Origin of the sequence: Alkalicoccus saliphilus, from assembly GCF_003044065.1 — a bacterium.
Taxonomy (GTDB): domain Bacteria; phylum Bacillota; class Bacilli; order Bacillales; family Salisediminibacteriaceae; genus Alkalicoccus; species Alkalicoccus saliphilus.
The window spans coordinates 52,504-73,752 of the sequence record NZ_PZJJ01000009.1 but is presented as its reverse complement, the minus strand read 5'-3'; the positions used below and the strand labels follow the sequence as shown (position 1 = coordinate 73,752).

The 21,249-nt window shown below is 48.9% G+C and carries 16 protein-coding genes and 1 riboswitch; of the genes, 2 read left to right on the top strand and 14 right to left on the bottom strand.

What is annotated here, in order from left to right:
- Nucleotides 1–4: 4 nt before the first annotated feature.
- The 5 genes from C6Y45_RS07410 to C6Y45_RS07390 form a co-directional block, all read right to left on the bottom strand.
- The gene (locus tag C6Y45_RS07410) at nucleotides 5–607 is read right to left on the bottom strand and encodes a YkoF family thiamine/hydroxymethylpyrimidine-binding protein (protein ID WP_107584597.1); all 603 of its coding nucleotides are present in this window, start codon (nucleotides 605–607) and stop codon (nucleotides 5–7) included.
- A 227-nt stretch (nucleotides 608–834) separates the two neighbouring features.
- Nucleotides 835–937: riboswitch (TPP riboswitch) on the bottom strand.
- A 115-nt stretch (nucleotides 938–1,052) separates the two neighbouring features.
- The gene (locus C6Y45_RS07405; RefSeq protein WP_160058202.1) at nucleotides 1,053–1,892 is read right to left on the bottom strand and encodes an N-formylglutamate amidohydrolase; all 840 of its coding nucleotides are present in this window, start codon (nucleotides 1,890–1,892) and stop codon (nucleotides 1,053–1,055) included.
- Nucleotides 1,889–4,039 (bottom strand): M20/M25/M40 family metallo-hydrolase, encoded by a 2,151-nt coding sequence (locus tag C6Y45_RS07400; RefSeq protein WP_107584595.1) that lies wholly within the window; start codon nucleotides 4,037–4,039, stop codon nucleotides 1,889–1,891. Before C6Y45_RS07400 ends, C6Y45_RS07405 begins: the two co-directional genes overlap by 4 nt.
- 21 nt (nucleotides 4,040–4,060) lie before the next feature.
- A complete protein-coding gene (locus C6Y45_RS07395) occupies nucleotides 4,061–5,665 on the bottom strand; it encodes a gamma-glutamyltransferase family protein (protein ID WP_107584594.1) in 1,605 nt (534 codons plus the stop codon).
- A gap of 592 nt (nucleotides 5,666–6,257) precedes the next feature.
- Nucleotides 6,258–7,736 carry a sigma-54-dependent Fis family transcriptional regulator gene (locus C6Y45_RS07390; RefSeq protein ID WP_160058200.1) on the bottom strand — a complete coding sequence of 493 codons (1,479 nt, stop codon included), beginning with the start codon at nucleotides 7,734–7,736 and terminating at the stop codon, nucleotides 6,258–6,260.
- A gap of 213 nt (nucleotides 7,737–7,949) precedes the next feature.
- On the opposite strand from C6Y45_RS07390, the gene fdhA reads away from it, so the two are divergent.
- Both fdhA and C6Y45_RS07380 read left to right on the top strand, forming a co-directional pair.
- Nucleotides 7,950–9,164, top strand: coding sequence for a formaldehyde dehydrogenase, glutathione-independent (fdhA, locus tag C6Y45_RS07385; RefSeq protein ID WP_107584592.1), 1,215 nt, complete (start codon nucleotides 7,950–7,952; stop codon nucleotides 9,162–9,164).
- 407 nt (nucleotides 9,165–9,571) lie between these two features.
- Nucleotides 9,572–11,236 (top strand): CoA-disulfide reductase, encoded by a 1,665-nt coding sequence (locus C6Y45_RS07380; RefSeq protein WP_245922607.1) that lies wholly within the window; start codon nucleotides 9,572–9,574, stop codon nucleotides 11,234–11,236.
- Between the two features lie 262 nt (nucleotides 11,237–11,498).
- Here C6Y45_RS07380 and purD read toward each other — a convergent pair whose 3' ends face one another.
- Genes purD through purC form a run of 9 tightly spaced genes read right to left on the bottom strand, consistent with a single transcriptional unit; the run spans nucleotide 11,499 to nucleotide 21,246 of the window.
- On the bottom strand, nucleotides 11,499–12,776 hold the full coding sequence (gene purD, locus C6Y45_RS07375; protein WP_107584590.1) for a phosphoribosylamine--glycine ligase: 1,278 nt from the start codon (nucleotides 12,774–12,776) through the stop codon (nucleotides 11,499–11,501).
- Between the two features lie 58 nt (nucleotides 12,777–12,834).
- On the bottom strand, nucleotides 12,835–14,370 hold the full coding sequence (gene purH, locus C6Y45_RS07370; RefSeq protein ID WP_107584589.1) for a bifunctional phosphoribosylaminoimidazolecarboxamide formyltransferase/IMP cyclohydrolase: 1,536 nt from the start codon (nucleotides 14,368–14,370) through the stop codon (nucleotides 12,835–12,837).
- Nucleotides 14,352–14,954, bottom strand: coding sequence for a phosphoribosylglycinamide formyltransferase (purN, locus tag C6Y45_RS07365; RefSeq protein WP_107584588.1), 603 nt, complete (start codon nucleotides 14,952–14,954; stop codon nucleotides 14,352–14,354). The genes purH and purN overlap by 19 nt, the downstream gene beginning before the upstream one ends.
- Entirely contained in the window at nucleotides 14,951–15,985 is a 1,035-nt protein-coding gene (gene purM, locus C6Y45_RS07360; RefSeq protein WP_107584587.1) for a phosphoribosylformylglycinamidine cyclo-ligase, read from the bottom strand. The genes purN and purM overlap by 4 nt, the downstream gene beginning before the upstream one ends.
- A 1-nt stretch (nucleotide 15,986) precedes the next feature.
- Entirely contained in the window at nucleotides 15,987–17,411 is a 1,425-nt protein-coding gene (gene purF / locus C6Y45_RS07355; RefSeq protein WP_107584586.1) for an amidophosphoribosyltransferase, read from the bottom strand.
- A complete protein-coding gene (gene purL, locus C6Y45_RS07350; protein ID WP_107584585.1) occupies nucleotides 17,387–19,618 on the bottom strand; it encodes a phosphoribosylformylglycinamidine synthase subunit PurL in 2,232 nt (743 codons plus the stop codon). Before purL ends, purF begins: the two co-directional genes overlap by 25 nt.
- Entirely contained in the window at nucleotides 19,602–20,285 is a 684-nt protein-coding gene (purQ, locus tag C6Y45_RS07345) for a phosphoribosylformylglycinamidine synthase subunit PurQ (RefSeq protein WP_107584584.1), read from the bottom strand. The genes purL and purQ overlap by 17 nt, the downstream gene beginning before the upstream one ends.
- Complete coding sequence (gene purS, locus C6Y45_RS07340) at nucleotides 20,282–20,539, bottom strand: phosphoribosylformylglycinamidine synthase subunit PurS (RefSeq protein WP_107584583.1); 258 nt, start codon at nucleotides 20,537–20,539, stop codon at nucleotides 20,282–20,284. The genes purQ and purS overlap by 4 nt, the downstream gene beginning before the upstream one ends.
- Nucleotides 20,536–21,246 carry a phosphoribosylaminoimidazolesuccinocarboxamide synthase gene (gene purC / locus C6Y45_RS07335; protein WP_107584582.1) on the bottom strand — a complete coding sequence of 237 codons (711 nt, stop codon included), beginning with the start codon at nucleotides 21,244–21,246 and terminating at the stop codon, nucleotides 20,536–20,538. Before purC ends, purS begins: the two co-directional genes overlap by 4 nt.
- Nucleotides 21,247–21,249: the final 3 nt, after the last annotated feature.

Here is a 21,249-nt window from a genome sequence, read left to right as displayed (position 1 = left end):
CCTCCTATTTATTTTTCGTAGATGGACTGTTGGCCGATACAGCAGCTGTCATCGTGACGTGTGCCCGCTCCTTTGATTTGGAAGCACGTACAAACGCTTCTTCCAGTGTACGAAAAACATCGTTCGCATCACCATCAAGCCGCGAGGCATAGTGGACTCCTTTGGTAAACGTTCCATGCTCCTCTGCCAGTGCCGCCTGATCGGCAATCACCTGCATGTAATCCGGATTGTTCAGCGGGTACAGAGCAAAGTGGGAAGCAGCCTCCACCGCTTCTTTCCGGGAAGCTTCCTCATTAAGCCGTACATCATTTTCTGACATGTACGTATCTCCTTCACTGTCTCCTGGACAGCCGATGGAAAACGTGCCGTTGAATACGACGTGCGTTCCTGATTTGGCTGCCTGCACGAAGACAGCTTTCGCCACATCAAAAACGTGTTCGCTTCTTCCGCGTACGCATGTCGTAACATCGTCTGTCTCCATCCATACTTTGGATGTGTCCGTGTCTTTAAGCGCTCCTTTAATGATTTCCACGAAATTGTCGGCCATCGGATAAACAGCAAAACGGACACCTACGATATTGCTTGTTCCACAACTTAGTCCCTGCATAATTCATACCTCCTGATTTTTTCACTCTGATAATGCCGTTTATTCAGCAGACTCTTCCCCATCCGCATTACAAATGGCGGAAAAATTGATCAGAGTATTCTTTTTACGCACAAAAAAACAGCTCCCGGTAAACGGAGAGCTGTCTGTCTGAGTATCCGGCGGCAGAAAACGCCGCGATGCAGGTATACAAAAGCATCTTCTCAAATAAAAGAAGATGCAGGTTTAATAAAATGCTACCTGCACTTCCCCACGCTAGTATTATCTAGTTCGGGTTCAAAGGGTTAACGGTAGAAATCCGTCTCTCAGCTTCCAGCACCCCCAGTGCATTCGTGCGTATGAAGTTTACTTATTCATCTAAACACAGTTCTGAAAATTTGTAAAGATGACGGCCTTTCTTATCCATCAGTATGTTTATATGCCGGCTGCTTCTGTAACAGCTTCAAAATCACGAAATGGATTTTTCATCTTCCGGTGCCATCGTGTCCTCCGCCGCAAGACGGGTAAACACTTCGTAAAAACGGTCCCGGAAAAGCTGCATGCGGGAAAGATCCTCCTCATCAGGCTGTATGCCTGCATGTTTTGGGAGATACAGACGGCGGTTAATTTCAAGCTGGATCCAAGGTATGTCGGAACGTGCCCCAAGCGACCGTGTAATAAATCCGCCCCGGAACGGTTCGTTGATCATAACGAGCGGCAGGCCGTCTGCCGGCTGATCGGCGAATACTTCTTCCAAAAGAATCTGGAGTTTCCGCATTAAATACGGCGGGGCAGTAACGACTTCTTCCCCGGACTCCCCTCCGGCAGTCCCCCGGTTACTTATACAGAAAGCGGGACGCTTTTCCCATTCCGGTTTTCCGCGTGCGGGACCTTTATCCAGCATGGAGTGGCAGTCGATGGCGAACTTCACCTCCGAACGGGACACCGCTTCGAGCAGACGCCTATGAAAAGGCTCCCAATACTCGTGAATCAGACTGTCTGTCTCATCTTCTGTCAGGTCACGATCCCATACTTTTTTTCCGTTTACTGTCACTGTTTTTACTACCCCGTCACTGTTTTCCGGAGGACGGTCGGTCGGATCCCTGTTTGCATCCACGACAATTCTTGCGGCCTGCATCACTTCGAAACTTTCCATTTTCCCTTCAAAATCATACACATACTGTGTCCACGTATCGCTGTCCAGGACGATGTCCTCCGCTGTCAAAAGAAGCCGATCCCGGAATCTTTCCGGGATCACTGTCCCTCCGTGAGGAACGGAAATCAGCACTGGAATTTTTTTGTTATTCACAGCCGGCCTCCGTTCAGATGCAGGGCAAGCAGCAGGGATCTTTGAACGAGTTCGCTCCGATGCAGTGCCTCCTGTGGTGTAAACAGGTTTTTGCTTGCCGGAGCGAATCCACACACGGCAGGAATATGACGGGGCACAGTGCCTGCTGCTGTAGAAATCAGGCTCGTTTCTGTCCCGAACGGAAGCTGATGAGCTTCCGCCTGCTGCTGCAGCTTCTGCAGAAGACGATGTTCTTTTCTTCGGAGAAGCGGCGGGCGCTCCGTGATTTTTTCGATGTAGGTTTTCATCCCCTGCCGGTTGGATTTCAGCAGACGGCGCAGCTCTGTTTCTGTTTTTTCTGCTGCGGCTTCATCGATGTAGGTCAGCGCGATAACTGCCGTTACGCGGTGAGGCATCAGCACGCTGTAGCGCTCCGACTGAACGTCCTGCACGGCTACAGCAATTTTTCGCTGGCGGCTGTTCAGCTCCTTCATCTTTTCTGTTTTTTCGAGAAACCAGCTGAGGACATCGACCGGCTGATTCCTTCTTCCAACCCGCTCCGGATCACCTTCCAGAATGACGTGGTACTGTCTGGAACCACGCCGCTGATCAACAACTTTCCCGTCAACAAACCCAGGCTGCAGAACAATTACTTCTTCCGCTTCGGCTGCAGCTTTTTCAAGCATGGTGGAGCTGTAGCGCATACCTCTTCCTTCATCTGAATAAAAGAAAATGCCGACTTTAACGTCCGAAAGCAGTTTTTCATCTTTTAATGCAGATAAAGCCGTAAGGGACGTAGCAAGTCCTCCTCTGCTGGATGCCACGCCTTCTCCGTAAATCCACTGCTGCTCCTTACGGTAAGGAATCGGAAATCCCGTCCGCGCTCCAGGTACGTCGATTGGTACGACGAGAAGTGTTCCGTTTCGAAAACCGGCTTTTGTTTCCCACGTCCAGGCTGAACGCCCATTGCTGAAATTCTCTGCCGGTTTCATAGCGAGCCTGGACAGTTTATCTTCAAGACGCTTTCTTACCGTACTAAGACCGACAGCATCCTCTGTCCGGCTTGAAATATTCGTCCACCCTTTCAGCTCCTCCTCCAGCTTCCCGCGGTTCGTCGTTAAGTTTTGGAAAATCCGGTTTTCCGGCGTCCGCTGCCGGTGACTTTCCTCATCAAAGAAATCCCTGCCGAAATACCGTTCACATGTCACATCGATAATTCTGTTCATAAGCGCAGGGTAGTCCATTCCGAGCTTCTCCGCTGCATAAACGAAAGACCCGTCCGCTCCGAGACTGGCCATCGAATTTACTTCCAGAATGTACGGATTGCCTTCTTCATCGATTCGAAAGTCAACTCTGGCGCTGTCGTGGCAGTTCAGCACGTCGAACGTTCTCACGGCGAGCTCTTTAACACGTGCTGTTTCTTCATCCGTCAACGGCGCAGGACATACTTTTTCTACCGTCCGACCGCTTTTATTCTTTTTATCTTCATAAGTGAATATCTGCGGCCCTTCTCCAAACACAAGTTCCACAGGAGGCAGGGCTTCCGCCGGCTTATTGCCGAGCAGCCCGACATTCACTTCCCGTCCCTGGATATATTCTTCCACCAGCGTCGGCGCCTGATACGTGTCGTAAATGACCTGGACACCTTCCTTTAATTCCTTTTCGTCGTTTACAATTCTAAGACCGAAAGAAACAGCTTCGTCTTTCGGTTTAACGATAAGCGGGTAACGCAGGTCTTCATTGAGCGGACTCTCCGGTGTGTCAAGAACGGCAAACTTCGGTGTCGGCAGGCCGCGCTGCAGGAGGAGAATTTTCGTTACTACTTTGTCGAGAGCAAGTGCATGCGTTTCCGGTCCGGAGCCGACGTAGGGAATGCCGAGCATTTCCAGCATACCCGGCACGTGCATATACCTCCCCCGCCCCTGAATGCCGTAGCTCAGATTAAATACAAGACCAGGACGTTCTCCGGAAATTACCGACGGCATAAAATCCTCCAGGTTCTGAATCAGGTTTTTATCCCCTTCAAACGTTTTTACTTCATGTCCTGATTTTTTAAGCCCGTCCTTAATTTTATTGATCGTTTCCAGACCGTACTTTTCACGGTTCTGTACTCCGAATAGATTGATGACGGCCTGGCTTTCACGGTTATAAACGACGGCAATTTTCACTTGACCACACCCTTTTCTGAATTAGGAAGGACCTTCTGCTGTTCCATCACGGCGGGGATCAGCCACACCACGGAACTGCCCGCGGCGTTTGAGCGGCATCTCCACACCCTGCACGCACCCGAGATAAAAACTGTACGGATCGCGCTTTGTTATCCGAAAGCTCGCAAGCTGAAGCGCCCGGTTTACTTCTTTGGAAAACCGGTCTTTTTCTATCATCAATTCGCCGGTGTCCGATGCGTGGAATCTAGGCGCGCTGATCGCTTCCGCGAGCGTCTGCTCCTGGTCCACAAGTTTTGTAATAACCTGGGCAAGCGCTGTGGAAATCCGGCTGCTGCCGGGACTTCCGAGAAGAAACTGAGGCCTGCCCTTTTTTGTCAGCAGTACAGGAGCCACACTGCTCCAAGGCCTTCCTCCCGGAAGCAGGTAGTAAGGATGAGTGACGTCTTTGTACTCGAAGGCACTCATATAATTATTGTAAAAAAAACCAAGATCTGAAGCCATTTTTTTACTTCCAAATACGAGTTCAATAGACTGGGTAATCCCTACGGCATTTCCTTCCTTATCCACGACAGAAAGATGCGTCGTTTCTCCGGCTGTCGGCGGCGGAATAAACGTATCCTTTAAGGCCAGATGATAAATATCGTTAATCCGGTTAATAATTTCTTCAGCGTATACTTTGTCGATTACTACCTGATTCAGCGACTGCAGATAATGATCCGGGTGCACCGGCATCCGCTGCCTGTAGTTAAGAGCAAACCGGAAGGCAAGCGCCATAATAACTGCCCCGACCGGCTCATCTGTGCGGAGCTTTTCCGGTGCAAATCCTTCCAGAGTATTCAGCACCTGGACTAGTACCCTTCCTGCTCCAGGCGGTGGAAAAGTAACAATACCGTAGTTACGGTAGCTGCTTTCGAGTACTTCTCTTTCCACAGGCATCGGTATCTGCTGCAGATCGACCGCTGTAATCAGTCCGCCGCGCCTCTGCATATCTTTGACTATTTTATCCCCTGTTTCGCCGGTGTAAAAATCCCGCCAGCCTTCTTCGGCCATGCGCCGCATCGTCTCTGCGAGTTCCGGCTGGCGGAGCAGGCTTCCTTCCGCCAGCGGTTTTCTTTTGGAAAAATAGTTTTTCAGAACGAGAGGATCTTTCCGCAGCTGCTCCGCCTCGCGTCGAATGAGGCTGTGAATTAGAGGAGTCACTCTAACCCCGTCTTCAGCATAACGGACGGAAGGAGCCAGTACTTCCGCTAAAGTCAGCCTGCCGTAATTTTCCTGAAGGTAGCCCAGTGCAGCCGGTGTGGACGGCACCGTGGAAGACTTTAAACCGAGCTTGATCGGCCGCGATGGATTTTTGTGAGGAGACAGCACGTAAGGGGCTCTTGAAGATCCATCAAGGGCGAACGTCCGTTTTTCATTTTCTAGATGTACAAGTGCCATCGACTGCCCTCCGATACCGGAGGCCTGCGGTTCAGAAACACCGAGGCAGAAAGCTGCGGCTGCGGCTGCATCTACTGCGTTCCCTCCTTTTTCAAGCATTTCCACACCTGCACGGGTGGCGTATTCAGAAGCAGTTGAAACCATGCCCCCATGAGCTTCAGCCTGGGAGACCGGACGTGTTTCGTACATTACTTTTCCTCCTGACAACTGTATTAATCCTACAAAAAAAGAAGAAAGCCTTCTTTTTCAAGAAAGTTTTCTTCCTATACGATATCCAAACAGCAGTGGTTTTATTATTAATTTGTGGCGCAGGAAAACAACGGAAATAAGCAATGGGAGAATCACGCTGCGTCAGGCAGCCGGGAAGCCGGCACCTTGTGATGGCAGCATATATATATCTACTCCACTAACGGACTTTCTGTCAAATCCTGTTTGTTTAATTATATTTCGTAATACCTATTAAATCAACGAAGAAAAGAAAAAGAAAAGCAGGTAATTTAGACCTTTTTTCCTAATTATTCACATACTGCTTCTGTTTAATTTTTGAAATCAGTTACCTTGAAAATAAAGTATATAAGCGATAAACGTTCGCCTTTGCTTCCATCGGGAGGGAACCTTATTTTCATCCATCACGGTGCAGCGGTCCTGCATGGATATCTCTGTTAATGACGTGTGCCGGCATTAATACTCCCCCGGCTTTTTTCCGTATGGGAAAAAGAAACGTAAACCGGACTTCCCACAGGTTATTCAGTTCTTTTGCAGCAGTTATTAAACCGGGAAGCTACGAATTTAAGTTGTACTTTTTCATTTTGGCATACAACGTACTTCTGCTCGTCTGAAGCCGTTCTGCCGCCAGACTTACATTTCCTCCGGCCCATTCCAAGGCTTCCAGAACAGCATTTTTTTCAGTTTCTTCAAGCGTCCATCCGGAGTTTTCCATTTCGTAGACACTTTCAAACTGAACATGTTCTTTTTGAATCGTATCTCCGCTCAAAAAAGCAGCCTGCATCAGTACGCTTTCCAGCTCTCTTACATTGCCCGGCCATGAATAACGAACTATTTTTTCCGCGGCCCCGGGGGATATCTTTTTTGATACCGGCGATATCTTCTGCAGGAGATATCCTGCCATATTCAGGATATCTGTTCTTTCACGGAGAGGAGGCATAGTAAGAAAAATGCCCTTTAACCGAAAATAAAGATCTTTTCGAAACCGGCCTTCTGCTATTTCTTTTTGAAGATTTTTGTTTGTGGCGGCTATCACTCTTACATCAACAGGAATTTCTTTTCCTCCACCAAGCCTGGTAACTTTCTTTTCCTGCAGTACACGAAGAAGGGTCCCCTGGGCTTTCAACGATAAATCACCAGCTTCGTCCAGCAGAATTGTTCCACCGTCTGCTTCCTCAAATTTCCCTGCTTTCCCTTTACTCTGTGCCCCTGTAAATGCACCTTTTTCGTAGCCGAACAGCTCACTTTCAATCAGTGTTTCCGGCAGTGCACTGCAGTTCAAGGCAGTAAAAGGACCAATCCTTCTCGGACCGGCAGTGTGCAGACTTTGAGCAAGCAGCTCTTTCCCCGTTCCGCTTTCACCGTATATAATAACTGGATAGTCCAGCATAGCTGCTTTTTCAGCCATTTCTTTTATCTTTTCAACCTTTTCGCACGCTCCGGCAATGTCCTCCATTTTGTACAGCGGCTTTCCGGTAAGTTCCGGCCGGCGTGGAACTGTATGGTGAAGTGAGTTTTCAGCCGCGGCAGCAGCTACTTTCACTGCCTGCAGCAGGGACGTTCCGCTTCCTTCTTCTGTTGTGCTGACGTTCACTGCCCCGAGAAGCTCTCCTTTTGGATTAAAAACAGGACTTGCAGCGCACGTTAATATACGATGCTTTCTGCAGTAGTGATGAGAGCCTTTTATAACCGCAGAAGTTTTTTCATGCAGAACAACTCCCATAGCATTCGTCCCTTTGTTTTCTTCCGACCAGTTCGTACCGATGTCCATACTCCGGTCAAGATTTTCGTCACCGAGACTTCCTTCCTTACTCAATATATACCCGTCGTTATTAACAACCACAGCCGTACAGTTCTGCTTTCCCTTCCCTAGTATTTTTAAATATGGGCGTACAGCTTCAAGGAAAAATTCACTCTGTTCCAGCAGATCATGAAGTAATCTGCCGTTCAGTTTTGACTCTCCTACCGGTCCTTCCGGAGATAATCCGGATATCTGACAGCGCTTCCACGAGGCATGAATCAGCAGCTGCTCCACGGGCATCTGTCCTCCTTTAACCACTTTCCTTCTATCTTACTAAAGATTCGGAATTTTTTGTACTATTTTCCAACACCACGTCCGAAATATTTACACATTTTATTTTTCATCTGTTATGAAACCGCTCCACTTCAGTATTTAGTGTTTTGGCACGTCATTTGCATATATAAATAACCGTACGACTTTTAAATTATTAAAAGGAGGCTATTCATTATGGGTGGAAACAGAGCAGTAGCTTACATGGGGCCGGGCAAAGTAGAAGTTCAGGAAATTGATTATCCGGATCTTGTTTTACGGGACGGACCGGGAGTCAACCCGCTGAACGTCGGAAGGAAGTGTCACCACGGCGTTATTTTAAAAGTAGTTACAACCAACATCTGCGGCAGTGATCAGCATATGGTACGGGGAAGAACAACAGCTCCGGAAGGATTGATTCTTGGGCACGAAATTACTGGAGAAGTTATTGAATGTGGCCGGGACGTGGAGTTTATGAAAGTAGGGGACCTTGTATCTGTACCGTTTAACATTGCATGCGGACGATGCCGGGCATGTAAAGAAAGAGACACGCATATTTGTCTGAACGTTAATCCGGACCGGCCGGGATCAGCTTACGGCTACGTCGATATGGGCGGCTGGGTCGGTGGTCAATCCGAATACGTTATGGTGCCTTATGCCGATTTTCAGCTGCTCAAATTTCCGGATAAAGATCAGGCAATGGCGAAAATTCATGATCTGACGATGCTTTCTGATATCTTTCCAACAGGCTTTCACGGCGCCTACAGTGCCGGTGTAGGACCGGGACGTTCCGTTTATATTGCCGGTGCCGGACCGGTCGGCCTTGCTGCAGCTCATTCCGCCCAGCTTCTCGGTGCCTCGGTTGTTATTGTAGGAGATCTGATTCAGGAACGGCTCGACCAGGCAAAGAGTTTTGGATGTGAAACAATCAACCTCCGTGATCATGACGACATCGGAGAACAGATCGAACAGATTCTCGGCACGCCGGAAGTCGACTGTGCCGTCGATGCTGTAGGTTTTGAAGCATCCGCCCACGGAGCCAACAAAGGAGAAGCTCCGGCTACCGTCCTCAACTCCATTATGCAGCTTACGAGAGCCGGTGGAAAACTCGGCATTCCGGGACTGTACGTTACTGGCGACCCTGGTGGTGTGGATGAAGATGCGAAAGAAGGTACGCTGAAAATCCGTCTTGGACTCGGCTGGGCCAAAGCCCATACGTTCGTAACCGGTCAGACACCAGTCATGCGCTATCACAGAGAGCTCATGAACTCCATTTTGAGCGGACGTGCGCAGATTGCAAAAGCAGTAAATGCGACCGTTATTTCTCTCGACGAAGCTCCAACAGGTTACCAGCAGTTCGACAAAGGTGCCTCCAAGAAATTTGTTATCGACCCGCACGGTATGCTGAAGTAAGATAACCCACCCTTGAAATACTGTCCAGAAAAAACCTTCATGACAACATACAGTCGTGGAGGTTTTTTAGTTTATACATTCTGCTCCTTTCACCTCCGGAAATTCTAAGACCCATATTTTCTTAGGAAGCAGTCCTTTCCAAATAAAAATACGCAGGTCGATATAAACTGCGGTGGGTTTTAAATTAACGACTCCCCCTGGACTCTATGAATGTTTGTATGTAAACCTCCGCTTGAGCTCTTCCTTTACTGAATTACCTCTTAATTACTTCCCTGGAAATTAACTTTATTGCTATGAAAAGCAGTAGATAAAAAATACCCCACACCCTATTTGACAAAAAGATACCCGAGTGATAATATACCCTTATAGGTATAATGTTCAATAATTCACAAATTGGAGGGGTTTTTATGAAAGTTATCGTCGTGGGAGGCGTAGCAGGAGGCGCAACAGCCGCAGCACGCTTAAGGAGAATCAGTGAGAAAACAGAAATAGTGGTTTTTGAAAGAGGAAAATATGTTTCTTTTGCGAACTGTGGACTTCCCTACTATATCGGAGGTGAAATAAAGGAAAGAGAAAAACTGCTTGTACAGACAGTCGAAGGCATGTCCAAAAGATTTGCCATGGATATACGTAACGAAACGGAAGTTACGTCCATCAACCGAAATACTAAAACAGTTACCGCAGTTCACCTTCCTACTGGAAAAGAATACACAGAATCATACGATAAGCTCCTATTGTCACCAGGTGCCAGACCGGTAATCCCGCCTATTCCAGGTTTAAAAGAGTCCGAAAATCTTTTTACTTTAAGAAATATTCCTGACACGGATCAAATTAATGGATGGATCGAAGAGAGAAAGCCAGCACAGGCGGTTATCGTCGGCGGCGGATTTATTGGGCTGGAGATGGCCGAAAACCTTTATGCCTGCGGGATGGACGTAACAATAGTAGAAATGGCAGACCAGATTATGGCACCGCTGGATAAAGAAATGGCTTCTATTGTGGAGAACAGGGTAAGAGATTTCGCAGAGTTGTATTTAAATGATGGAGTAAAAGAATTCCGTCAAAAAGGGAATAAGATTATTCTCTCTAGTGGAAAAGAGCTGTCCAGCGATTTGACCATTCTATCCATTGGGGTAACACCTGAAAATAAACTGGCTGAACAGGCAGGTCTCGCTCTCGGGGAACGTGGTGGAATTATCGTTGACGAATATCTTCAGACAGACGATCCTTATATATACGCTGTTGGGGATGCTGTTGAAACCATTGATTATATCTTACAAAAACCTGTCGTCGTTCCACTGGCCTGGCCGGCAAATCGTCAAGGAAGAATTGTGGCTGATACTATCAGCGGGAAACCTGCAGCTTATCCCGGAACACTCGGCACCGCTATTGCGAAAGTTTTTGATTTAACGGCAGCTTCTGCAGGAAAAAATGAAAAACAGCTCCGTGAGGCAGGAATAAATTATAAGGCCGTTCACATTCATCCGCTTTCTCATGCCGGATACTATCCCGGCGCTGAACAAATTTCGATGAAGCTGCTTTTTGATCCCGGACAGGGAACCATACTCGGTGTGCAGGCTGTCGGTAAAGAAGGAGTAGATAAGCGGGTGGACGTTATATCGACAGCAATAAGAGGAAATCTTACCGTTTTTGACCTGCAGGAAATCGAACTTTCCTACGCTCCCCCATATTCTTCCGCTAAAGATCCGGTGAATATGTTAGGATATGCTGCTTCCCACGTCGCTGAAGAAGAAATAGATGTAGTACATGCGTGGGAAATAAATAAACGTATAGAAGCGGGAGAAATGCTGGTCGATGTAAGAACTCCCGAAGAGTTTAAAAAAGGTTCGGTACCGGGGGCAGTAAATATAGACTTGGATAGTTTAAGAGAGCGTCTCGCAGATTTCCCGAAAGACAAGCCGGTAAATATTACGTGCCAGGTTGGTTTGAGAGGATATATTGCTGTACGGATTCTTAAAGAAAATGGAATTGAAGCTAGAAACTTAAGCGGAGGATATAAAACGTACAGTGAATTGTTCAGGTCGCAGGAAATGAATGCTTTGTTTATATGATTTTCAGCAGATAAATACAAATGAATTATCCCATTTTGAAACGAAGTCGTCCGGCTCTTATTTATTTCTTTTATTTTCAAGACAGTCAAATAAAAAAGAGGCTGTCTCAAATGGTTCATAGAGACAGCCTGAAAAACACGAGTGGAGCCGGACCAAGGTTGTCAAACCCTGTCAGACAGAGATTTATCTGACAGGGTTTGTGCTCCATCCCTTATGGGACATCCCCTCCTTAAAAAGGTTGAGGAAATATCGTTACATACGTTTATTCCGTTTTCAGGAGACGATGGCCGATATCCTTACGGTAAAACAGGCCGTCCCACTCTTTGGAATCAAGCACTTCATAAGTCATACGAAGAGCTTCTTCCAGAGTCGGCGCCTGCGAGGAAAGGAGCATAACACGTCCCCCTGTCGTCAGCCAGCCGACTTTTTCACTATTTACTTTTGTTCCTGCATGGAAAAACTGCTGTTTTTCGTCGGAGCGCGTCATCGGCATCGTAAACGGAATGCCTTTTTCGTAGCTTCCCGGATACCCTTCTGATGCGACTACCACCCCGGCGCATGATTCTCCACTCCACTTAATGTCCGGTGTTTTTCCGTCGAGCACTTGAAGAAGTACATCGACAAGATCGCTTTCCATCAGCGGCAGTACGACCTGGGCTTCCGGATCTCCGAAGCGGGCATTGAATTCGATGACTTTCGGGCCGTCCTCCGTAATCATCAGGCCGGCGTACAGTACACCGGTAAAAGGGGTCCCTTCCTTTACCATCGCTTCAGCGGCCGGCCATAAAATCTCTTCTTCCGCACGGCGCAGAATTTCCTCGTCAATGTGCGGCACAGGAGAATAAGCTCCCATCCCTCCAGTATTCGGGCCTTTGTCGCCTTCGAAAGCCCGTTTATGATCCTGAGCAGGAAGCAGCGGCACCACGGTATTTCCGTTCACGAGTGCCATATAGGATACTTCTTCTCCAGTCAGACATTCTTCGATCACAACGGAAGAACCGGCTTCGCCAAAAGCTTCTTCCGAAAGAATGAGTTCCAGTGCTTTAAACGCCTCTTCTTCGTCTGCAGCTACTGTTACCCCTTTTCCTGCTGCCAGGCCGTCAGCTTTAATGACTATTGGAGTCCCCTGCTCGCGGACGTATTCCTTCGCTTCTTCGAGATTCGTAAAATAGCCGGATGCGGCCGTTGGAATTCCGTATTTCTGCATCAATTCTTTAGCGAACTGCTTGCTTCCTTCAAGCCGGGCAGCTGCTTTGGAGGGTCCGAACACGGGGATACCGGCTTCTTTCATTTTGTCGGCAAGCCCTTCTGTCAGCGGCTGCTCCGGCCCGATGACTGCAAGTTCGATCTCCTCTTCAAGAGCAAGCTGCACAAGTCCTTCATGATCATCTGCCTGTATTTCTTCCACCCGGCAGTCCATCATCTGGGCAGCTGCATCACTGCCGGGTGCAATAATTACTTCCGTTATATGATCCGACTGGGCCAGCTTCCACGCCAGGGCATGCTCACGTCCGCCGCCGCCGACAACCAAAATGTTCATTGCATCTGCCTCCTTCTAACGTTTGAAATGTTTCATGCTTTTATTGAAAAATTACGCTTTAATGTTTGAAATGCCGCACACCGGTAAAGACCATGGCAATACCAAATTCATTCGCTTTGTCGATTGATTCCTGATCCCGTTTTGATCCGCCCGGCTGAATAATCGCACGGACGCCTGCTTCTGCAGCTACTTCCACTGTATCGGCCATCGGAAAAAAGGCATCGGAAGCCATGACGGAGCCTTCCGCCTCGCTGCCGGCCTGTTCCACAGCTATTTTTGCTGCTCCGACGCGGTTCATCTGCCCCGCACCGATCCCGATCGTCCGATCCTCTTTAGCAAGGACAATCGCGTTCGACTTCACGTGTTTTACCACTTTCCAGGCCATTTGAATCTGCTCAAGCTCCCTGTCGGAAGGCTTGCGGTCTGTCGGAATTGTTACTTCGACGTCTTCATAGCTGAGCGTATCCGTTTCCTGGATCAGCGCGCCGCCGGATACAGTAGTTACCCGGTGTTCTCCAGCGTAGTGGGCATCCAGGTCCACTTCCAGCAGGCGGAGGTTTTTCTTTTCGGTAAGTATTTTCAGTGCTTCTTCTGTAAATGACGGTGCAATAATAATTTCGAGGAAAATTTCCTTCATCATGGCCGCTGATTCTGCATCTACTTCCCTGTTACACGCAACGATACCGCCAAAAATAGAAACCGGATCACCGGCATAAGCTTTTTCAAAAGCCTGGGCTGTATCGGAACCGGTGCCGACACCGCATGGATTCATGTGCTTGATCGCTGCTGCAGCCGGCTCCCGAAAATCCCGGATAACAGCGATGGCTGCGTCTGCGTCGTTAATATTGTTGTAGGAAAGCTCTTTGCCGTGCAGCTGGCGGGCTTTTGCCACTGTCGCAGAGCTGGCGATCGGCTTTTCATAAAAAGCTGCCATTTGATGCGGATTTTCTCCGTAGCGGAGCGACTGTTTTAAGTTGTAAGTTTTTGTGAGTTTTTCAGGCGCATCTTCCCCGACGTGTTCTGTCATGTATTCTGCAATAAGGGCGTCATAAGCCGCTGTATGTCTGAAAGCTTTAGCTGCTAGCTTTCGGTTCAGCCGTTCCGAGACTTCGCCTTCTGCTTTTAATTCTTGTGCTGCCGCGTCGTAGTCCGCAGCGTCTACGAGTACAGTTACATCTCTATGGTTTTTAGCTGCAGAACGGATCATTGACGGGCCGCCGATATCAATATTTTCTACGGCATCGAGAAAAGTCGACTCGGGGTTTTCAATGGTCTGCTGAAAAGGATACAGGTTGACGATTACAAGATCAATCAGGTCGATTTTTTCGGAATGGAGAGCACTCATATGTTCTTCGTTGTTTCTTACAGCAAGAAGCCCTCCATGAATAGCAGGATGGAGTGTCTTCACCCGTCCATCCATCATTTCCGGAAAGCCGGTAACTTCTTCGATTCCGATGACTGGTATAGCTGCTTCTTCCAGTTTCTTTTTCGTCCCACCAGTGGATATGATTTCTACACCAAGCTCTGTCAGTTCCTTAACGAAAGGAACGATTCCTGTTTTGTCTGACACACTTACTAACGCTCGTTTAGGCAACGCTCGTCACTCTCCTTTATGGTTTCAATCCATTGCTGCACCGTTTCCGGATACAGCTGATGTTCTACTTCCCGTATTTTTGCTTCCACATCGTCTCTTGTGTCCTTCTGTTCTATTGTAACAGGTTTTTGGGCAAGAATCGGACCAGTATCCATACCGGAATCGACAAGATGAACAGTTACCCCCGTTACTTTTACTCCAGCAGCCAAAGCCTGCCCGACCGCGTCCAGACCGGGGAAAGCCGGTAGAAGAGAAGGATGAATATTTAAAATCCGGTTTTCGTAGGCCTGCAGAAGTGTATCTCCGATGAGACGCATGTATCCTGCGAGCACGATAAGTTCCACGCCGTGTTCCTTCAGCTTTCCGACTATTTTCTTTTCGAACGCCGCCTTGGATTCAAAATTTTTCGGCGCAAAAGAAAAGAGCGGAACCTCTGACTTTTCCGCTCTCGTTTCTACATAAGCTCCGGGTTTATCACACACAGCGAGGACAATTTCTCCGTCGATACTCCCTCCCCGGCAGGCATCACTCACTGCCTGAAAGTTACTCCCATTACCTGAAGCAAAGACAGCTATTTTCGTCATTTCGTCATTTCTCCCTTAAACCGGAGACCTTCTTCCTCCGTTACTTTCCCAAGCAGTACCGGGTGCTCCCCATTCATTTCGAGCAGTGGCCACACGTGATCTTTTTCTGATTCACGCACCGCCAGGACAAAACCTATGCCGGTATTGAACGTTTCCAGCATATCATTTTCTGTCAGTTTTCCTGCTTCCTGAAGCCAGGAAAACACCGGCAGAACCGGAAGACTGCTGAGATCTATTTCTGCTCCTGTACCTTCTTTGAGCATCCTTGGAATGTTTTCGACGAGACCGCCTCCTGTGATATGGGCAGCTGCATTAATATGAGTGGTTCCGAGAAGCCCCCGGAGTGCACGGATATATATTCTCGTCGGTGTAAGAACTGCTTCACCGAGAGTCGTATCTTTTTGGAACGGAGCTGGGTCATTCCAGGCAAGACCTGCTTCTTCAGCAATTTTTCTTACGAGCGAAAAGCCGTTGCTGTGGATACCGCTTGAAAGCAGACCAATCAGCAGATCCCCTGCTTCAGCCTGCTGCCAGAGTGCCTTTTTTTCAGCTGCCCCGACCGTAAAGCCGGCTACGTCGTATTCGGTTTCTTCATACAGGCCGGGCATTTCTGCCGTTTCTCCCCCGATCAGCGCGCAGCCCGCCTGGCGGCAGCCTTCTGCGACCCCTGATACAATTTCTTCTACGAGCGACGGGTCATTCTTTCCGAGAGCGAGGTAATCCAGAAAGAAAAGCGGGGCAGCCCCCTGTGCTGCAATATCATTGACACACATCGCCACAGCATCGATACCGATCGTATCGTGAATTCCGGACTGCTGGGCAACCATGAGCTTTGTTCCGACGCCATCCGTTCCCGATACGAGCACCGGCTCTTTTAAGCCGAGGCGGTTCATATCAAACATGCCGCCGAATCCCCCGAGGCCTCCGATTACTTCCGGACGCATCGTGGAAGCGACGTGCTTTTTGATTCTTTCCACCCCTTCGTATCCGGCTTCGATATTTACTCCGGCTTCTTCATACGCTTTGGACATGTTATTTTCCTCCAAGAACTTTGTCGTAAGGATGATCGGCTTCCGGGAAAATTTCGGTCGGATACTGACCGGTGAAACATGCCAGGCACTGACCGCAGTCCGGGCCTTCATCCGGTCGGCCGATTCCTTCTGTTAGACCGCTGATGCTCAAGTAGGCAAGAGAATCGGCTCCCATTTCCTCCCGAATTTCCTCTGTAGACCGGGAAGCAGCAATCAGTTCCCCTTTTGTGGACGTATCGATGCCGTAGTAGCACGGATTAATTATCGGAGGTGAGCTGATTCGGACGTGTACTTCTTTCGCCCCGGCTTCTTTCAGCAGTTTGACGATACGGCGGGCCGTAGTCCCCCGGACAATCGAATCGTCCACCATGACAACGCTTTTCCCTTCCACTACCCCCCGGACAGCAGACAGCTTCATTTTCACACCCTGTTCCCGGAGCGCCTGGGAAGGCTGGATAAAGGTTCTGCCGACATACCGGTTTTTGATCAGTCCGAGCTCATACGGAATTCCTGACTGTTCGGCGTAGCCGATTGCTGCAGAAATACTGGAATCCGGTACCCCGGTTACTACATCAGCCTGTATGGGAGCTTCCTCTGCAAGCTTCCTCCCAAGATTTTTTCTCGCCATATGAATATTGATTTCATCCACGTTGCTGTCCGGACGGGCAAAATAAACATATTCCATCGAGCAGAGCGTTCTTTTAGTCCCGCTGGCAAAACGGTCAATATGCATGCCGTCATTGTTGATAACTATCAGTTCTCCGGGCTGTACTTCCCGTACAAACTCGGCACCGATAATATCAAACGCACATGTTTCTGAAGAAACGACGTAAGCATCGCCGAGACGGCCGATCGAAAGCGGGCGCAGACCGTTCGGATCAAGTGCTACAATCATCGCATCCTCTACGAGACAGGCAAGGGCATAGGCCCCCTTGACCATTGTCAGAGCGTTCTTAACAGAATCGATCAAATTCGGATAACCGCTCCGCTTAATCAGATGGGCAATAACTTCCGTGTCGGACGTTGTCTGAAATATACTTCCCTGATGCTCCAGCTGACGCTTCAGGGCGGTCGCATTTACAATGTTTCCGTTGTGGGCAAGCGCCAGGCTGCTCGTCTGGGAATTGAACAGCAGCGGCTGACAGTTAATAAAGTCGCTGTCACCGGCCGTAGTGTAACGCACATGACCAATCGCACCATTTCCCGTCAGACTTTTTATTTTGTCTTCGTTAAACACGTCGTTAACGAGTCCCATACCTTTATGCACTTTCAGCCTCTTCTCATCGGAAACGACAATTCCTGCCCCCTCCTGGCCCCTGTGCTGGAGACTGTGCAGGCCGTAGTACGTAATGCTCGCCGCATCCTCGTGCCCCCATACTCCAAAAACGCCGCACTCTTCATTCAGTCCTTTGATTTCAGTGCGCATGATACAGCTCCTCTCCAAAGCTTTTCGAGTTCCCCGACGGATTCTTTCAGGACAGTTTCTCCCTGCTTATTCCGCAGTGTGAACTCTGCTTCTTCCGTAATCCGGCCGATTTCCACCGCTTCCGGTGCAGCCTTTTCAAAAGTTGTCTTTTTCTCCTGAGGAACAGTCACAATGTAGCCTGGGTACCCTTCTGCAAAACTTCCGGCAAGATCATCTTCGTGAGGCAGTGTTACTTCTGCTCCGAGACTGGTTCCGAACAATTTCTCTATCGCCGCGGCAGCAAAGCCCCCTTCGCTTACGTCATGGGCGGAACTGACAGAACCGTTGCGAACAGCGGAAAGGACTTGTTTCTGGTATCTTTTTTCTGCTTCCAGATCGACAGGTGCAACCTTCCCGAAAATACTTCCTTCGGTCATTTTCTGCAGCTCGCTTCCTGCAAAGGACGGCGTAACTTTTCCGAGAAAGTAAACGGCGTCTCCGCTCTGCTTTGCTGCCTGCGTTGTAATGTGGGCCGTGTCATGAATCAGACCAACCATACCAATAACAGGAGTCGGGTACACGGCACCGCGGTTTGTTTCATTGTAAAGAGAAACATTTCCGCCGACTACCGGTGTTTCCAGCGTCCGGCATGCTTCACTGAGTCCGTCGGTGGATTTCTCCAGCTGCCAGAAAATCTCAGGGTTGTCCGGGCTTCCGTAGTTCAGACAGTCGGTCACGCCAAGGGCTTCAGCCCCGGAAGCTGTAATGTTACGGGCCGCTTCTGCGACAGCAAGTTTGCCGCCTTCGTACGGATCAAGATAAATAAAGCGGGAGTTGCAGTCGGTCGTCATCGCAAGTGCTTTGTTCGTTCCGCGCAGGCGGATCACCGCAGCATCCGATCCCGGTGCCGCCACTGTATTCGTGCGGACCATGTAATCATACTGCTCGTATACCCATTCTTTGCTCGCTATCGTCGGCTGCTGCAGAAGTTCTTTCAATACTGTTCCATAGTCCCCGACTTTTGGACGGTAATTTTCCTGCTTTTGAAATTCCCGGAAATAAGCCGGTTCTCTGGAAGGTTTATGGTAGACCGGTGCTTCTTCCGCCAGGGCATCCACAGGAACGTCAGCTGCTGTTTTTCCTTCGTGGATAAGGGTCAGGCGCTTGTCATCCGTTACCTCTCCGACGACTACTGCATTGAGACCCCAGTGATCAAAAATGTCTTTGAATTCCTGCTCGCTTCCTTTTTCTACGACGAGAAGCATGCGCTCCTGGGATTCTGAGAGCATCATTTCATAAGGAGACATCTGCTTTTCCCGCTGTGGTACGAGATCAAGATTCATGCGGATACCGGATCCTGCCTTGCTCGCCATTTCGGCGGAGGAAGAAGTCAGGCCGGCTGCCCCCATATCCTGAATACCGACAAGCTTTGGATGCTTCGTTGCCTCGAGACACGCTTCTACAAGCAGCTTTTCCATAAATGGATCTCCCACCTGCACTGCTGGACGTTTTGCCTCGGAATCCTCGCTCAATTCTTCCGACGCAAACGTCGCTCCGTGAATACCGTCACGCCCTGTGCCGGCTCCGACGTACATCACCGGGTTGCCGATACCTTTGGCCTGGCCTTTTTGAATATCTTTATGATCGATCAGCCCGACACACATGGCATTTACGAGCGGATTGCCCTCGTAGCATGGGTCAAACTGCACTTCACCGCCGACAGTCGGAATACCGATACAGTTGCCGTATCCAGCGATTCCCGAAACGACACCTTCAAACAAATACTTGACTCTCGGGTTTTTCAATTCACCGAACCGGAGAGAATTCAGCAGCGCCACCGGCCGGGCCCCCATGGAAAAAACGTCCCGTATAATACCTCCGACACCTGTAGCTGCTCCCTCGTAAGGTTCTACAGCCGATGGATGGTTGTGGCTCTCTATTTTGAAAACAACGGCCTGCTCATCGTCAATATCAATGATGCCTGCCCCTTCACCCGGCCCCTGAAGGACGCGTTCACCTTCTACAGGGAATTTTTTTAGAAGTACTTTGGAGTTTTTGTAGCTGCAGTGCTCAGACCACATCACGGAAAAAAGTCCCAGTTCCGTGTAATTCGGCAGACGTCCGAGAATACTTTCAATGAAAGTGAATTCTTCTTCGGACACACCCATTTCTGCAAACAGCTTCTTTTCTTTAATCAGTTCCGGTGATGGCTCATGAAGTAACTGCATTTTTTTCCCTCCATTGCTTAACGATCGAAGTGAACAGCTTTTTTCCGTCGGCTGAACCGAGAAGTTCTTCTACGGCCCGTTCCGGGTGCGGCATCATGCCGAGTACGTTGCCTTCTTTGTTCGTAATTCCTGCAATATCTGCGGTGGAGCCGTTCTCATTCAGCCCGTAGGTAAAGACAATCTGGTTGTTTTCTCTGAGTTCTGCAAGTGTTTTTTCATCACAGTAATAGTTTCCATCTCCGTGGGCTACCGGAATCTGAATCGTTTCTCCCTGTTCGTAGCTGTTTGTAAATACAGTAGTGTTGTTTTCCACTGTAAGCGGAAGTGTTTTACATATGAAATGCAGATTTTTGTTACGGCGCATCGCTCCCGGGAGCATTCTGCTTTCGAGAAGCACCTGAAAACCATTGCACACCCCGAGCACCGGCTTTCCCTCGTCCGCTGCCTTCTTCACAGCTTCCATGATCGGTGAAAAGTGGGCGATCGCTCCCGGACGGAGGTAATCCCCGTACGAAAATCCTCCCGGCAGGAGCACAGCGTCGAATCCTTCCAGACTTGTTTCGTTGTGCCACACGTATTCTACTTCCTCGCCGACAGCTTCTTCCACGGCGTGATACATATCCACGTCGCAGTTGGAACCTGGAAACATGATTACAGCAAACTTCATGAGGAAACAACCTCCTCAATTTCGTAGCTGTAATCTTCAATAACCGGGTTTGCCAAAAGCTTTTCGCACATTTCGGTGACCTGCCGTTCCACACTGTCTCTGTCTGCTTCCATTTTCACTTCGACCATCCGGCTGATGGAAACGGATTCCACTCCGCTGTAGCCGATTTTATGAAGAGAATCTGTTACTGCTGCTCCCTGCGGATCGAGGACTCCTTCTTTCCAGCTGATGTACACCTTTACGTTATAAGTCATGATTCTTGTCCTCCTAAACGTTTTAAAATCATTTCGTATCCTTCCTGCAGACTTCCCTGCGAGAAGCGGAATAAGTCTTTATCAAACGATTCACCTGTTTTTTTATCCCAGAGCCGGCACGTATCCGGAGATATTTCATCCGCGAGAAGAATCTTTCCATTCCGACGGCCGAATTCCAGTTTAAAGTCCACGAGATCGATGCCTGCTTCTTCAAAAAGCCAGATCAGTTCCTTGTTTACCTGAAGAGCCATTTTTTTCATTTCCAGAAGCTCTTTTTCTTCCGCAAGTGAAAGTGCAGCAATGTGCGCTTCGTTAAGAAGTGGATCTCCGAGCTCGTCATCTTTATAATAAAATTCAATAATCGGTGGAAAGAACTGTTTCCCCCGCTCTACTCCAAGCCGTTTTATAAGGCTTCCTGCAGCCGCATTGCGGACCACCACTTCGAGAGGAACAATTTCTACCGGATGGACGAGCTGCTCTGTTTCTGAAAGCTGTTTAATAAAGTGACTTTCCACGCCGGCTTCCTGAAGGCGTTCAAAGATCATGGAACTGATTTTGTTATTCAGCCGTCCTTTTCCTTCGAGCACCTCCATCTTCTCCCCGTTAAATGCTGTTGCATCGTCCTTGTAGGCAATGCGCAGCACGTCCGGATCCTCCGTTTCAAAAATACGCTTCGCTTTTCCTTCATACAGGCAGACAGATTCCATCGG

Excerpts from the sequence above, each read along its gene's own strand:
- C6Y45_RS07410 (WP_107584597.1), bottom strand. The coding sequence starts at position 607 with ATGCAGGGACTAAGTTGTGGAACAAGCAATATCGTAGGTGTCCGTTTT.
- C6Y45_RS07395 (WP_107584594.1), bottom strand. The coding sequence starts at position 5,665 with ATGTACGAAACACGTCCGGTCTCCCAGGCTGAAGCTCATGGGGGCATG.
- fdhA (WP_107584592.1), top strand. The coding sequence starts at position 7,950 with ATGGGTGGAAACAGAGCAGTAGCTTACATGGGGCCGGGCAAAGTAGAA.
- C6Y45_RS07380 (WP_245922607.1), top strand. The coding sequence starts at position 9,572 with ATGAAAGTTATCGTCGTGGGAGGCGTAGCAGGAGGCGCAACAGCCGCA.
- purD (WP_107584590.1), bottom strand. The coding sequence starts at position 12,776 with ATGAACATTTTGGTTGTCGGCGGCGGCGGACGTGAGCATGCCCTGGCG.
- purN (WP_107584588.1), bottom strand. The coding sequence starts at position 14,954 with ATGACGAAAATAGCTGTCTTTGCTTCAGGTAATGGGAGTAACTTTCAG.
- purM (WP_107584587.1), bottom strand. The coding sequence starts at position 15,985 with ATGTCCAAAGCGTATGAAGAAGCCGGAGTAAATATCGAAGCCGGATAC.
- purF (WP_107584586.1), bottom strand. The coding sequence starts at position 17,411 with ATGCGCACTGAAATCAAAGGACTGAATGAAGAGTGCGGCGTTTTTGGA.
- purL (WP_107584585.1), bottom strand. The coding sequence starts at position 19,618 with ATGCAGTTACTTCATGAGCCATCACCGGAACTGATTAAAGAAAAGAAG.
- purQ (WP_107584584.1), bottom strand. The coding sequence starts at position 20,285 with ATGAAGTTTGCTGTAATCATGTTTCCAGGTTCCAACTGCGACGTGGAT.
- purS (WP_107584583.1), bottom strand. The coding sequence starts at position 20,539 with ATGACTTATAACGTAAAGGTGTACATCAGCTGGAAAGAAGGAGTCCTC.
- purC (WP_107584582.1), bottom strand. The coding sequence starts at position 21,246 with ATGGAATCTGTCTGCCTGTATGAAGGAAAAGCGAAGCGTATTTTTGAA.